The sequence below is a fragment of the Mobiluncus mulieris ATCC 35243 genome (genome assembly GCF_000160615.1).
In the GTDB taxonomy this organism is placed as follows: domain Bacteria; phylum Actinomycetota; class Actinomycetes; order Actinomycetales; family Actinomycetaceae; genus Mobiluncus; species Mobiluncus mulieris.
Genome location: NZ_GG668519.1, coordinates 404792 through 418984, shown reverse-complemented (window position 1 = coordinate 418984; position 14193 = coordinate 404792). Strand labels below are relative to the sequence as shown.

Below are 14193 nucleotides of genomic sequence, written 5' to 3'. Positions count from 1 at the left end.
TGACAGCACGATCCCTAAACTCCTGCGAATAATTCCTAGGCATAAAGCAATCCTCTCAAAAAAACCTAGAAACAAAACCTGGGACACTTCAGTCTGGGTTGTGACAGAATCAGGAAATTTTGGGGGTAGCATGAAGGGGTTTGTGGCAAAATCAGGAAAATTCAAGACAGGGTGGCCGATTTAGTTCATGGTGGAGGCGGTTTTTCCTGAATTTGTCACGACAGGGTACGAATATTGCCGCCAGGTTCAGAAGTTGCTGTTGTTTTTTGATAATTTGAGATTGTAATTGGTGTTGTAACGGCAACCTAGAATCCTCTAATTTTCGGATATTAGGGTGTCAAAAACGCTAGCAAAACCAGTCTACCAGCACAAACAAAACAAAAATACGCCATATGCTACGTAATTGTGGAAGTCAGACAGAAGCCTACTGATTCGAGGGATGCTGACTCTTTTTGAGCATTTTCCGAGTCTCATTTGTGAAGCCGGAACCATCAATCTTGTGAAATGTGGGACCGGCTTGATTTATGAGATTTTCCAGTTTTTCCGGTGTTGCAAAATGCGGTCTTGAATCATGTCTATACGCAATCCGGCTGCAGTGGTTCTCACGTATCGAACCTTATTGGCAATAACCGCCTCACGTTCAACTTGGTTCCTGGATATTCTGGAATCCTTTGTCAAGGCAATCAAATTGTGTTGTCCGCAATACCTTAGCCATTCCAAGTCAGTGACTTGCTCACCACGGTCGCCAAAAGCATCCCTCATGGTTACTACATCTAGGCCAGCCTCGCACAACCCTTTAATCAATGAGGGGCTCTCTAAACACCGGTCAATGAAAAAGCGCGCTTTGGGCATGATTACGCTGCCATGGGGAGGTCGTCCATCAAATCTCTGATTGTGTCGACCGGAATACCGAAGTTTTCCTCTAAAGCTTCGTAACTGTCCCCGGCCTGGACATAGCCCACAATGTCACGGATACGAATTCCACAGCGTTCCAACATCGGTTCACCGTAATTAATCAGCGGATTTACAACCAACAGTTCGTCGCCGTACTTACGTAAACTAATCTTGACTGGAAAATCCTGTTCGAAAGTTATCTTGCGTAAAAATTGTTCCACAACTTCGTTGAAAACTCTTTGCCCAGTGCCAGCCACCACTAAGTTTCTAACGTATTGCCCATCTTCGGTTTGCCCATAATCGTAGAGAACCTCCGCACCATCAGTGTACAGGCGCTCAGACGCCAAGATGTGCTCAATTCCCAGTTCTTTTCGCAATACCTGCACTGCGGGACGAATCCGCTGCAACGGAACTCCAGCCGCCCGGAAGCCTTTGGCGACAAAAGCTTCCGCCAAGCTAATGAAAGGCATAGACAATTCACCACTGGGCACGGAGCAACGGTAAAGCATAGCACGGCCGCTCTCGTCCGGCTGAGTCCAACGACGAGCCGTGGAAGGGTTCATTTTCACTATCCGCGCAACATCCGACACCGAGTACAGCGGGGTGCTTTCAACCAGGCTTTTAATGTCATGTGCGTTCATGATTCCCTCCTTCCCTTTACAATCCATTTTCACACACCCAGAGTTCTTTGCCTAGACGCCGGCGTGCCGCATCTGATTTGGGCACGGAAACTGGGATTTTGGCCGGGGCAGTGCCCAAGCTTACGCCGGGAATCCCGGCAAGCACCTCATGAAGCCGTGTGCCTAAGCTGAGGCGATGCAGATGTCTGGAAGTCGGAAGTCGTCGGTAAGCGCTAAGTGTCGGGCGTGTGACGCTCATTTGCGCACGCTGTTTTATCTGGATGTACATCAGGTTGTCGCCGAAGCGAGATTTTCGGGACTACCATCGACAATTTTCAGGCTGGTTTTGCGGCTGCTCGGAAAGTATCCAGGCTGCGAGGCGAGCAGTTTCGTGATTCGGCTGGTTCTATCAGTGTGGTCTGCGAGTTGAGGTAGCAACAAACTCTCTAAGTGCGTAATTGCTGTGTGAGCCTGCTCGACTTCCTGACGGCGGCTTGAGCTGAACAGTGGTTCGTGGTGTGAGACACGATTACGCACCACATTGATTATTGCCAGGTTCTGTTCAATCAATTTGCGGCTGGTTCCAGGCGGAAATACCCGACTGATGTAGGGAATTCACACGGTCTTTTCGTGAGCGGCATCAGTCATATGTCGCCAAAATCCAAAAGGTAACTCGGCTATAACCTGATCCAGGGTCGGCTGCTTAGAGTGGATTCGGGTTAGAGCTTCACTGATACTTGTTCGGTTGCGTGCATTCACATCTATTAGCTGGCCACGCCGGCGACGTTGTAATGGTTGTTGCACCGGAGAGGAAGCATCAACCATCCAGCTCTGTGTACCTTCCCAGTGGGCTATGAAAACCTGATTGAAGGCGTTGCGGATAGCCACTTCTACGTGCGCCACGTCGTGAAGCACCGCACCTGCCAGGTCTAGGTTCCATTCGTAGAGTGCTAGTGAACGCTCTTGATGCCCGTCACAATAATCGAGGTAAGCCTGCCAACGTGCCGGGGAAAGCCACGATGCTACCCATTTCAAATCTGCACTCATTTGCTGGTCTTTCGTAAAAAGTCAATACCCCGGTAAGTTTACCTGCCAGATTGCTCTGCCAGGCAGCGCTCCACCGGGGCTTCACAGTAATTGTACCGTAAGTTCACTTTTCGGCGTAGCGACCCTGTGTTCAAAATGGGAGCACGGAAGCTGGGATTTTGGCCGGGGCAGTGCCCAAGCTGACGCCGGGAATCCCGGCAAGCACCTCATGAAGCCGGAAAAACCGAGCCCACCGGTCAAAGCGACAACGCCCCCACCAGACGGTAAAATCTGTCACGGAACAAAAGCTAAACGCAAAGGAACCATATGTGTGGAATTGTTGGGGTGGCGGGGAAAACCGCTGGGGGAGAGGCGCAAGCAACGGTACTGGAAGGCCTTGCCCGCCTGGAATATCGCGGCTATGACTCGGCCGGTATCGCGGTTGTCGATGCCAGCGCTGCGAACCCAAAACTACACGTAGCCAAGGAAGTGGGGAAACTCGCCGCGCTGCGGGCGGCCTTGGAAACCAAGCCGTTACCGGCGGCCACCACCGCTATCGGGCACACCCGCTGGGCGACTCATGGGGGAGTAACCCGCGAAAACGCCCACCCACACCTGTCTTTTGACGGGAAACTGGCGTTGATACACAACGGGATTATTGAAAACGCCGATGCTTACCGGGCACATCTGCAAGCCACGGGTATCACCATGGTTTCGGAAACCGACACCGAAGTCGTCGCCCACCTGTTGGAACGCGCCTTCCTGGCGGAACCGAAACCCAAGGGCGAGCGCGAAGAAAGCGTGTTTCCCGCAACTGCCACGTTGCGTGACATAGACCCGGAAAACCGTCATCCTTCGGGCGCCACCCGGCTGGTACGTGCCATGAGTCGGGTGACGCGCGATCTGGAAGGTTCTTTTACGTTGTTGGCCATTCATGAGGAGGCTCCCGGGGTCATCGTCGCGGCACGCCGCTCCTCGCCCCTGGTGGTGGGCTTGGACGAAGACACGAACTATTTGGGTTCCGATGTGCTGGCCTTTGCCAGCAAAACCAAGCAAGCCCTGGAAATCGGCCAGGACGAAATCGTCGTGGTCACCCCGGCCGGGGTACTGGTGCTGGACAGTGAAGGCCACGAAATCCTGCACACGCGCGGGCTGGAAGTCTTTGCCGCCGACCCCGAAAACCAAAATCGCCGCTTTGAAGTGGATTTTGCCACCGACCGGGTTACCAAGGAAGGCTATGACACGTTTATGGAAAAAGAAATCCGTGAACAACCCCGCGCGGTGGCGGAAACCCTCAAGGAACGCCTGGATGTCAATGGAGCCTTGACTCTGGATGAACTGCGCATCGGGGCGGATATTTTCCGGGGTATCGACTCAGTGATTATCGTAGCTTGCGGTACGGCGGCTTATGCGGGGCAAGTCGCGCGTTATGCCATTGAACACTGGTGCCGCATTCCTTGCGAAGTTGAACTGGCTCACGAGTTCCGCTATCGCGACCCGGTGGTGAGTGTGCGCACCCTGGTGGTGGCAATCAGCCAATCCGGGGAAACTATGGACACGATTATGGCAATCCGCCACGCTCGCGAACAGGGTGCTCGGGTGTTGGCGATTGTGAACGCGCCCGGCTCCACTATCAGCCGGGAATCCGACGCGGTGTTGTTGACCCACGCCGGGCCGGAAATCGCGGTGGCCTCTACCAAGGCCTTCACCGCCCAAATTACGGCCTGCTACCTGTTGGGGCTGTACCTGGCGCAGGTGCGCGGCAACAAGTATGCCGATGAAATCGCGGATTACCTGGAAAAACTTCAGGAAATGCCGGCCAAGATTCAAACCGTACTCGACCGCTATGCCAGCTCGCCAGACCTGGGGGTAAACCTAGCAGAGATTTCTTCGGTAATCTTCCTGGGGCGCCATGTCGGATTCCCCGTGGCCCTGGAAGGCGCCTTGAAACTGAAGGAAATCGCCTATCTGCGCGCCGAAGGTTTCGCCGCCGGGGAACTGAAACACGGTCCGATAGCGTTGATTGAACCCGACCAGCCTGTGGTGATTATCGTGCCCACCCCGCGCCGCCCCGAACTGCATCGCAAGGTGGTGTCCAATATCGCCGAGGTACGCGCCCGCGGCGCCATGACCCTGGTGATAGCCGAGGACGGGGACGAAACCGTCACCGAATTCGCTGAAGTCGTGTGGCGGGTGCCGCCCACCCCGACCCTGATGCGCCCCCTGGTTGATGTGCTGCCTTTACAGCTGCTAGCCTTGCGTAAAGCCCAACAGCTGGGACTCGATGTGGATCAGCCGCGCAACCTCGCCAAGTCCGTCACCGTGGAATAGGACAAGCATGGAATTATTGGCAACGCTGGCATCGGGGATGGCACCTCATGCACCCGTAACCCCAACCATAACCGCCGCAAACGCAACCGTAATCGCCATCCTCTCCGCCACCGGTCACCTGACCGGGCTGAGCCACGCCAGCGAAGCCCTAAATACCGGCTGCGTCGCCCCGCTCGGGCATCTTGCCGCCAGCGGCTCGCTGAGCGATAACATCACCGCCTGGTTCCACCACGCCGCTGGTTCCCCCGTGGTTTTGGTGGTGCTCACGGCCTTGTGCTTTATTGACGGATTCTTTCCGCCGCTGCCCTCCGAGTCGATAGTTATCGGGCTGACCTCTTGGTTTATCGCCTCGCCGCCGGGCGCGGTGGTGCCCCTGTGGGCGGTGTTCCTGGCAGCCGGTGTCGGGGCGATGCTGGGGGATTCTTTCGCGTTCTTCCTGGGCACGCGCATCCCGGTGGAAAAAATCCCCTTCCTGAACCGGGGCAAAGGGAAGACAGCCTATGACTTGACCCGGCGTACCCTGCATCGGCGCGGTACCTCGTTTATCTTCGCGGCACGTTTCATTCCCGGGGGGCGTATCGCGGTCAATATCTGTGCCGGGGCAACGAATTTTGGCTATGCGCGGTTCTTGCGCACGGATTTCATGGCGGTGATGTGCTGGGTGGCCTACGGGATGACAATCGGTGCAGTATCCGGGAAAATCGTGGGCGGGGTGCATCCGTTGCTCGCGGTAGCGGTGGGGATTATCGGCGGGCTGGTGTTGAGCCTGGTGATGGATCGGTTGGTGTCGTGGGTGCAAAAGCGTTTTTGGGACAAGCCCGCACCCGACTCTTCGGGTTCATGAGGTGCTTGTCTTAAATTTGCCGCTCGGTGCTCTGGGTCGAAACGGCCGGGCTAGCTATGTTTTGTCCAGTTTTTCTAAGCAACAAGTTGCTAAGAAAAACTCTGGTAAAACATGAATCGCCCTACGCCGTTTCGTCCCCGGCGAGCGCCCTCGCTACAGTTTGCGCAAATGCAGGCGATGCACCCGGTGATCCGAGTCCTTCTCTAGGATAAGCGTGGCACGCGACCGGGTCGGTGCCACGTTTTCCACCAGGTTCTTCAGGTTCACATCACGCCAGATTCGGCGGGCGTGTTGTTCGGCCTCCTCGTCGGGCCAGGAAGCAATCTCGCGGAAAAACGACTGGGGATTCTTGAAAGCCGTGCGGCGTAACTGGCGATAACGCGAAATGTACCACTGTTCAATGTCGGCGGGGCGAGCGTGTAAATAAATCGAAAAATCAAAGAAATCCGACACCGCCAAGGAATTCCCCGCCACTGTTATCCGGGGGGGAGCCAACACGTTCAAGCCCTCGATAATCAACACATCTGGGGCTCGCACCACCTGGGATTTCCCCGGCACAATGTCGTAAGTAACATGCGAATACACCGGGGCGCTGACCTCGGGTGCCCCGGATTTCACCGCCGCCAGAAACTGTAGCAAAGCCCGGCGGTTATAGGATTCCGGGAATCCCTTGCGATCCATAATCCCGTGCTCTACCAGCTCCCGGTTGGGATACAAAAACCCGTCCGTGGTCACCAAATCTACGCGCGGGGTACCCGGCCAGCGACTCATGAGCTCGCGCAGCAACCGCGACACCGAGGACTTGCCGACTGCCACCGAACCGGCCACCCCAATCACGAAAGGCGTGCGCACCCGGCTGGATTCCCCCAAAAAATCCGCGCGTTGTCCGCGTAACTTCACCATTCCGGTGGCGTAAATCTGGAGCAAAGCTGTCAGCGGACGGTAAATCGCGTCGACCTCGGCCAAGTCCAGGGGGTCTCCCAGGGCACGGAGCCGGTTCACATCGTCTTGGCGCAGCGGCAACGGGGTTTGGTCGGACAGCGCCGACCACTGCTCACGACTGTACATCACGAAAGGCGAGGCGGCTGCCGCTGCGGACTCGTCTGCTGGCGGGAGATGGGGGCGGGCGGAAAGCACCTCGCGCATGGCCTGGCTGTAGCGAGCCTGGCTGTAGCGAGCCTGGGTGGCGGTGGGGTCAGCCATGAAGTCACGCAGCAACTCGGTGCTGGGTGCCCAGCTAGGTTCGGAGAGGTCTTCGGGGATGGGGGCGTTTCCGTTGTCCGTCCCGGTCGCGGTGTTACTGTCGGGTTCATGAGGTGCCTGCCCCCCAGTCGGGTTCGGCTCGGATAGCACCCTGGTTTCAAACATATTTACGACAACCCCACAATCGAGCCGATACACAAAAATCCAGCCGCATCCCGGAAGAAATACGCCGAAGGCTCCTTGAGCTGAGACTCGGAAACCCGCAGATACATGGGGTATTCATCCTTTACTGCGTAAATATGCAGGCTGCGGGTTCGAATCGCCTGCAAAACCTTAAAGGCTTCGGGTGATATCTGTTTATTCTCGTCCAAGACCAGTTTTTCCCGTGCCTTCGGGCTGAACTCGGTGATGGCGGCGGGTGGGTTCCAGTGAGGGCACACCAGGGGATAGATATCCTCGCGGTCGCTGGGGCTAACCGGGGTAGTACGCCGGGTCATCAAGCGTTCCATCACATAGCTCACGTCTTGGGTGGTTACCGCGTCGACTTTCCCGCCGTAGGCCACGTTGGGACAGGTGTATCGAGAGGCGAGTTCCGTCCAAGGGGCTGTGACGTCAACGCGGTTGCCGTGCCACTTCACGCCTGTGTCAGTGACTTTCGGGCTGGTTCCCAGGGCTTGCACCAGCGCGACTTGGGCGGGTTTGGTGGCGTAGCGGTCGGTGAATACTTCGGGGGTAATAGTCCAGCAGTTGCGTTGCATCTGGGTGAAGTTTCCCTTAGCCAAGTCGTCAAAAAAAGCCTGCATTCCCAGCCACTCTACCTTTTGTCCGGCGGAAACCTGGTTGGTTTTCACGCTGGATTCCAGTCGTTGTCGCTGCCACTTTGAGGTAACTTCGGGGATGGTTTCGGCATCAGTATCGCTGTCGTCGCTGGTCAAGGCGGTGGGGAACTGGAGGTTGTCGAGCCCGGCGAGGTTTAGTGTCGCTCCGGGCGGAACCTCGTTGGGGTTGGCATCGGGGGATTCATGAGGGGCTTTTCCGGGATTCCCCGCCAAGTTTTCCGGCGAAGGCTGGCCGATAATCCCCATATTCAAGGTGGAGTGATTGCGATAGTTGCTCCCTTTCACTTCCACCAAAAGGCGGGAGTCGGTGGGGGCGCTGGCCGAGGCGCTGGGTTCGGGGTTTTGGCCGGTCTCGTCGGGGATAGCCGCAATCCGAGGGGCGATTACAAACAGGGTGACCAACACCAGGACAATCCCCGTGCTGGCCAGGGCAAACATGGCCGTCACCAGGTGTTTCGGGGTTTCAACTATCCAAGATTCCACTTTGTCTTTGACGGGCATTCTTCTTTCCTTGCGCCAGTTTCACTTTTAAGCATAAAACTAGCTTCCAGATTACTGGGTTTTTTGCCCAGCGGAAAGCGCTAGCCGGGTCTTTCCGTGCCCGCGTCTTGCTTCATTTCGCGTCCCGACTGGTTTTCCCGTAGGGTGTAAGGGTGATTCGGGGATATGCACCACAATTCGGAACGGATTTAGAACTGCCTTTGGTAAATCTGGTGACCCGCCAAGACGTCGCAAGACTGTGGCCGTGGCCGCAATTCAGTGACGATAAATACTCTCGTGGGGTACTTGCGGTTGTGGCGGGAACCGCGAAATATCCCGGGGCGGGTGTGCTGGTAGCCACGGCGGCGCTCCACGCGGGTCAGTCTTATCTTCGTTACTTGGGTGAGCCCGCCGTGCAAAACCTGGTGCTCGCCGCCGCCCCCGAGGTGGTTTTGGGGGCGGGTCAGGCTCAGGCTCTGGTAATGGGCTCGGGTTTCGATGGCCAGATTCCCGAACACCGGGCGCAACTGGGGCAAACCTGGCGGGAACACCAAGCCGGGGGCTACGTGTTATTGGATGCCGGGGCTCTCGCCTTGGTTGGAAGCGAAATAGCACCTCATGAACGTTGCCTGTTGACCCCCCACGCCGGGGAAGCCACCCGATTGGCTCAGCAGCTCGGCCACCACACCACGCGCGAAGACATCGAGTCCAGGCCCTACTATTGGGCGCGGTGGCTGGCGCGAGAAACCGGGGCAACTGTGCTGCTTAAAGGGGAAATTACCGTTATCGCTGCGCCGGACGGGGAGCTGTTCGTGGTTACGCACGGTACTGCCGACTTGGCGACGGCGGGTTCGGGCGACGTGTTAGCGGGGGTCGTCGGATTCCTGTTGGCCTCCACGAGGCGCCATCTGGATTTAGCGACAATCGCCGCGATTGGTGCCTGGCTTCATGCCGAAGCGGGGCGACTCGCCGCCCCCACACCATCCGCCACGAAAATCGCGGCCGCGATTCACCCCGCGTTAAAGCGCCTCCAGCTGCGCAAACGCTACGCGCTAAGATAGGTATTACCTTCGCGTGGTTTTTTTGTCCCATGGTAGGTCACACTGGGGGGCAAAACGTGACAAACTATTAGAGTCAAGGTTCGTCGAAAAGGAAAATAATGACTCACACAGACAATCAGGTGTCCTGGCCGGTGCGGGCCGTGGTGGATCTCGCCGCATATCGGGCGAATCTGGCGCGGATGCGGAAGTTTGCGCCGCGCAGCCAACAGATGGCCATTGTGAAAGCCGATGCCTATGGGCATGGTATGGAACAGGTCTCCCTGGCGGCTATTGAAGCTGGTGCCCAGTGGCTGGGCGTGGCGAAAGTCGCGGAGGCCTATCGTTTGCGCCAGTTCTTAGACAAGAGCGGGGTGGCGCGCGACCACTTTGGGGATACTCCCACTTCCGCTTTGTTGCGCTCACGCATGTTCCAGTCGGATGCCGCCGGGCTACCCACGGTGCAACGTCCGCGCATCTTCGCGTGGCTCTATACCCCCAGCACCGATTTAAAATCCACGATTAAAGCCGAGATTGACCTGTCGGTTTCCACTCTTGACCAGCTTGACCAGGTGTCGCACGCGGCGGATGCGGCGGGTTTGCGCGCCCGGATTCACCTAAAGGTGGACACGGGGCTGTGTCGAGGTGGCGCTACTTTGAGCGAGTTTGAAAACCTGTGCAAACTGGCGCGGGCTCGCGAGCGTTCCGGTCTGGCGGAAGTCAGTGCGATTTGGTCGCATTTTGCGCGCAGCGACGAACCCAGCGCCGAAGCCGAGGCCTTTACCCAAGGCCAGTTGGCGACTTTCAACCAGGCCTACGACATTGCTCTGGTTAACGGTTTGCAACCCAAATTGCGTCACATGGCTGCTACCGGGGCGATTCTGTGGTACCCCGAGAGCCACTTTAACCTGGTGCGAGTGGGAATCTCGGCTTATGGCCTGTCGCCCAATCCGCAAATTGCCAGTGCGCAAAACCTGGGGATTCGCCCGGTGATGCGCCTGGAAACTGAGGTGGCTCAGGTCAAAAAGGTGGCGGCTGGTTCGGCGGTTTCCTATGGCGGTGAGTGGGTGGCCGCTGAGCCGACCTGGTTGGCTTTGCTGCCGATTGGTTACGCTGACGGTTTCATGAGGCGCTTGCAAGGTAAAGCTAAAGTCTGGGTGGCGGGACACCTGTGGCCAGTGGTGGGACGCATCCCCATGGATCAGATTATTTTGAATCTCGGTTCGGCTATTGACGGGGCGGGGGACTTGATTCCTCCACCGCTAAAGCCCGGGGATTTAGCGGTGATATTCGGTGATCCGAACCGCCTGCCCCCGGGATTTCCTCCCGGGGAACCCGCCGGTGAATCCACAGTAGCGGATTTGTGGAATCACGACCCGGTGCCATCAGCGGATGCCCTGGCGGCGGCGGCCGACACGATTTCTTACGAGATTCTCACTGCTGTAGACAAGGACACGCCGCGAATCTATGTGGACAAGACCAAGAAAGAGAAATGACAGATTTAGAAACCACGGCCGCGCTACCGGTGTTGGCCACTCTTGAAACGAAAACCGCTGCTGAAACCCGACTGTTGGGTCAGGCTCTCGCGCCCTTTCTTAAAGCTGGGGATTTGCTGATTCTGGAAGGCGAACTGGGAGCGGGGAAAACCACTTTCACTCAGGGGCTGGGTGCCGGGCTCCAGGTGCAACAGCGGGTGACCTCGCCTACCTTTATTATTGCCCGCACCCATCCCGTTGCTCCCGGTTCGGGGCTGGTTCCCCTGGTGCATGTGGATGCCTATAGACTCCAGGCTGGCGACGACATTGAATCCCTAGATTTGGATTCTGCTCTTGAGGATTCCATTGTGGTGGTGGAGTGGGGTAAAGGCAAGGCCGAGGGGATTTCCCCCCACACCTTGATGGTGGAAATCGCGCGGCCGGAAACTACTTTGCCGCCGGGTTCTGATTTTGCGGATATTCCCGAAGATACCCCGTGCGTCTTGACTTTCCGTGCCTCGGCGGGAGCTTGGGATTTATCCGGATTGCCGGCTGCCTGGGAAGCCCTGGTGAGACAGGCATGAGGCTCTTGGCGGCGGTGATTGCCGGATGGCTCCTCGTGAACCCGATAACTGTTGGGACAACTGAGACGAGCTGGGCGAACCCCGCCGTGCCAAGGTGTGCCACCCTGGCTGCGGTTGCGACCAGAACCACGGCCGATATGACGGCCAGTCGAAGTGCGGCGAACCCGTCCGATGCTTCCGCTGCCCGCAAGTGGTTTGCCGCCGAGGGGAATAAGCTGGCTGCTTCCACCACAGGATACCTACCCACCGATGCCGCCGCCCCGGATGCGAAACCCGAGATTGGGGATATCACCCAGGTTTCGACCTGGTCAAAATCCATGCTGAAGGGTGCCTTTTCCCCCCAGAACGCCTTGCAGCGTATCAATATGTGGATAAGCCCCGTGACTCAAGGCGGCAGTATCCTGGGAGTGGTTGTCTATACCGGCTCTGACCAGGGTCTTTATCCGGTGGCGGTGCCGAAAAACTCGACTTTAGCTCCCAGAGTCACCGAGGGAACCCCGGAACCCACTGTGAAACCCGGTGACACGCGTAATAGCTGGGGCGCGGTGGAACCGAAAAACTCGCATTTGCCGGTGAAGACTGTGCCTCCGGGGGCGGCGTATATCTTGCCGGATTTGGCGCGCGCCTTGATAAATGGGGCGAGGAACTCGCAGCGTGTCGCGGTGCCGATTTACGATCCGGTGGTGGATGCCTGGTTCGTGCTCACCGATGACCAGCTGGTGGCGGTCTCTGCCACCGCTCGCGCGCGTCTGTCAGGTAGTGCTTCGCTGGGGCAGGTGCGCGAGGCGATTCAATCCTGGTGGGGTACCGCGCCGGTTACCCGCGCCCCGGAGGCTCTCGAAGCGGCGGTTACCCCCGCTCCCACCGCCATTTGGGTGGTGGTCGCGGCTTTTTTGGGGGCGGGACTGGTGGCGATGCTGATTTTTGTGGCTTTGCAGCGCCAAGCCAAGGCTTACGAGGAAGTCGTGCCGCTGGAGGACACGGAGCTGATTATCGTGCCGCCCCCGCCGCCTACTACCGCCGTGCCAACTATCACGGTTTCCGCCGCTGAAGCGACGCACTAAACTAGAACCGTGCGTTACCTATACATAGATACCTGCGCGGCTAGTGCCGTGGCTTTAGTTGATACTGATACTTCTGATGTGAAAACCGCCGAAGTGGCGGATAGTCGTTCCCAAGTTGAGTCGCTTTCCGGCTTGATATCGCGGGTTCTGGCGGGGAGCGTGGTGCCCGACTGTGTTATGGTTTCGCGCGGTCCCGCGCCTTTCACCGGGTTGCGGGTGGGTTTGGTGACCGCCCGCGCCTTGGGGGCGGCTTGGGGGGTGCCGGTGTTGGGCGTCGACGAGTTGACTGTGCAGGCGACGGCGGCGGTTTCGCTGTGGGACGCGGCTTCACGAGGTGCCATCCCGGATGACGGGCGTATTGTCACGGTGATGGATGCCCGTCGTCACGAGGTTTACGCGGCTTTGTTTGCTGCCGATGCGGGGGTGTCTCGCCTGTCCGAGGACTGGGTGGGGAGCCTAGAGGTTTTGGCCGGTCAGTTGACGACTTGGGATCCGGAATTCCCGGGCCGGGGGGACTTGGTGCGTTTCGTGGGGAATAAGGCTGACGCGGTGCCCACAGCCGCGACCCTGCAGCCGGGGATTGCTGATTTGGCGCGCGCGGCGCAAACCGTGGTGGCGCGCTGTTTAGCTGGGAGTGACGGGGAAACCGGGGGCGGCTTTGATTTAGAGAAATTGCGCGGGGAATCCGAGTTGCTCCTCATGAAGCGGGGGCTCGGTACCGAACCGGAGTACTTGCGTCGCCCCGACATACAGGAAAAGAAGTGAACGCGCGGGTACCTTCGGGTCGAAATTATTTTAGATAACCAAAGGTTGCGAAATACGCCCGTAAGAATAGGTAAAGGATAGCTTTTATGGGGCTGAAACGTGTCGCATTTTAATCCCCGAAACCCGGTAAAACCGCAGGTAATGACGGTTTTGTGGATGGTGAATCGGGCTTTGGGACCAGTGACCCTCGGAGAGAGGAACTAAATCTTATACAGTCGAAATCGTGACTGACACGAAACTGAGTACAGATAACAGAGCAATCAAAACCACGGTTATCATCAAACAGGCCATGGCGGTAACCGGACTGTTTTTTGTGGCCTTCGTGATTTTGCACGCCTATGGGAACCTTAAGGTGTTCCTGGGCGAAAAAGATTACAACGACTATGCGTTAGCGTTGCGGACATTTTTGATGCCGATTCTGCCCTACGAGGGGCTGTTGTGGATTTTGCGGGTCGTGCTTTTGGTGTGCATCTTGGTGCACGTGGTGGCGGCTTTCTACCTGTGGCATCGTTCGGCAAAGGCTCGCGGTTCGCGTTATATGGTCAAGAAATCCTTGGCCACCGCCTATGCGGCGCGCACGGTACGTTGGGGCGGGGTGATTTTACTGTTCTTTATTCTGTTCCACCTGGGGCACTTCACCTTGAAATGGGCCAAGATTGGGAATCCGGCCGCCTATGGTTCGCATCAGGTGACGCTTGATGCCGCTGGCGCGGTAGTACCGGAAGGGGCAGATTCCGCTGTTATCACCGTCACCGAGGGCTATCCCTATGCCATGATGTACACCACTTTCTCCAACTGGTGGATGGTGCTGATTTACGGCATCGCTGTGGCCGCGCTGTGTCTGCACATTGCCCACGGGGTGTGGTCCGCGCTGCAAAGCGTCGGCTGGTTGCGACGCAACACCGAGGTTCCGGTACAGATTATTTCCGGGCTGGTCGGGCTGGCGGTGCTGGTGATGTTCTTGCTGCCTCCGGTTTGTTTCCTGGCCGGGTTGATGCCTGCGCCCGCTCCGGTGGCCTAGGGTTTTGAGG

Annotated in this window: 13 protein-coding genes and 1 pseudogene; 9 read left to right on the top strand and 5 right to left on the bottom strand. The window is 57.5% G+C overall.

What is annotated here, in order from left to right:
- Positions 1-184 (top strand): annotated as a pseudogene (locus HMPREF0577_RS11875) (hypothetical protein); the annotation flags it as partial.
- Between the two features lie 338 nt (positions 185-522).
- Here the strand turns inward: HMPREF0577_RS11875 and HMPREF0577_RS06830 are convergent.
- The 3 genes from HMPREF0577_RS06830 to HMPREF0577_RS06820 form a co-directional block, all read right to left on the bottom strand.
- A complete protein-coding gene (locus HMPREF0577_RS06830; RefSeq protein WP_004013057.1) occupies positions 523-852 on the bottom strand; it encodes a PIN-like domain-containing protein in 330 nt (109 codons plus the stop codon).
- Between the two features lie 2 nt (positions 853-854).
- A complete protein-coding gene (locus HMPREF0577_RS06825; RefSeq protein WP_248613743.1) occupies positions 855-1535 on the bottom strand; it encodes an antitoxin in 681 nt (226 codons plus the stop codon).
- 594 nt (positions 1536-2129) lie between these two features.
- Complete coding sequence (locus HMPREF0577_RS06820; RefSeq protein ID WP_004013054.1) at positions 2130-2561, bottom strand: hypothetical protein; 432 nt, start codon at positions 2559-2561, stop codon at positions 2130-2132.
- A 306-nt stretch (positions 2562-2867) separates the two neighbouring features.
- Here HMPREF0577_RS06820 and glmS point away from each other — a divergent pair, with 306 nt between their 5' ends.
- On the top strand, positions 2868-4871 hold the full coding sequence (gene glmS, locus HMPREF0577_RS06815) for a glutamine--fructose-6-phosphate transaminase (isomerizing) (protein WP_004013052.1): 2004 nt from the start codon (positions 2868-2870) through the stop codon (positions 4869-4871).
- A gap of 7 nt (positions 4872-4878) precedes the next feature.
- Positions 4879-5715 carry a DedA family protein gene (locus tag HMPREF0577_RS06810; RefSeq protein ID WP_004013051.1) on the top strand — a complete coding sequence of 279 codons (837 nt, stop codon included), beginning with the start codon at positions 4879-4881 and terminating at the stop codon, positions 5713-5715.
- Positions 5716-5868: 153 nt separating this feature from the next.
- Here the strand turns inward: HMPREF0577_RS06810 and coaA are convergent, their stop codons facing one another.
- Together coaA and HMPREF0577_RS06800 are read right to left on the bottom strand one after the other, a co-directional pair.
- Positions 5869-7083, bottom strand: coding sequence for a type I pantothenate kinase (gene coaA, locus HMPREF0577_RS06805; protein WP_004013050.1), 1215 nt, complete (start codon positions 7081-7083; stop codon positions 5869-5871).
- Positions 7084-7085: 2 nt separating this feature from the next.
- The gene (locus HMPREF0577_RS06800) at positions 7086-8258 is read right to left on the bottom strand and encodes a hypothetical protein (RefSeq protein WP_004013049.1); all 1173 of its coding nucleotides are present in this window, start codon (positions 8256-8258) and stop codon (positions 7086-7088) included.
- A 152-nt stretch (positions 8259-8410) separates the two neighbouring features.
- Here HMPREF0577_RS06800 and HMPREF0577_RS06795 point away from each other — a divergent pair, with 152 nt between their 5' ends.
- The 6 genes from HMPREF0577_RS06795 to HMPREF0577_RS06770 all read left to right on the top strand — a co-directional run bounded on the left by HMPREF0577_RS06795 (position 8411) and on the right by HMPREF0577_RS06770 (position 14183).
- Positions 8411-9298 (top strand): ADP-dependent NAD(P)H-hydrate dehydratase, encoded by an 888-nt coding sequence (locus tag HMPREF0577_RS06795; protein WP_004013048.1) that lies wholly within the window; start codon positions 8411-8413, stop codon positions 9296-9298.
- Positions 9299-9396: 98 nt separating this feature from the next.
- Positions 9397-10770, top strand: coding sequence for an alanine racemase (gene alr, locus HMPREF0577_RS06790; RefSeq protein ID WP_004013047.1), 1374 nt, complete (start codon positions 9397-9399; stop codon positions 10768-10770).
- Positions 10767-11333, top strand: coding sequence for a tRNA (adenosine(37)-N6)-threonylcarbamoyltransferase complex ATPase subunit type 1 TsaE (gene tsaE, locus HMPREF0577_RS06785; RefSeq protein WP_004013046.1), 567 nt, complete (start codon positions 10767-10769; stop codon positions 11331-11333). The genes alr and tsaE overlap by 4 nt, the downstream gene beginning before the upstream one ends.
- Positions 11330-12397: a hypothetical protein gene (locus HMPREF0577_RS06780; RefSeq protein ID WP_004013045.1), complete on the top strand. Its 1068-nt coding sequence runs from the start codon at positions 11330-11332 to the stop codon at positions 12395-12397. The genes tsaE and HMPREF0577_RS06780 overlap by 4 nt, the downstream gene beginning before the upstream one ends.
- Before the next feature lie 9 nt (positions 12398-12406).
- Positions 12407-13162 carry a tRNA (adenosine(37)-N6)-threonylcarbamoyltransferase complex dimerization subunit type 1 TsaB gene (gene tsaB, locus HMPREF0577_RS06775; protein ID WP_004013044.1) on the top strand — a complete coding sequence of 252 codons (756 nt, stop codon included), beginning with the start codon at positions 12407-12409 and terminating at the stop codon, positions 13160-13162.
- A 223-nt stretch (positions 13163-13385) separates the two neighbouring features.
- Positions 13386-14183, top strand: coding sequence for a succinate dehydrogenase cytochrome b subunit (locus HMPREF0577_RS06770; protein ID WP_004013043.1), 798 nt, complete (start codon positions 13386-13388; stop codon positions 14181-14183).
- The last annotated feature ends 10 nt before the right edge of the window (positions 14184-14193 follow it).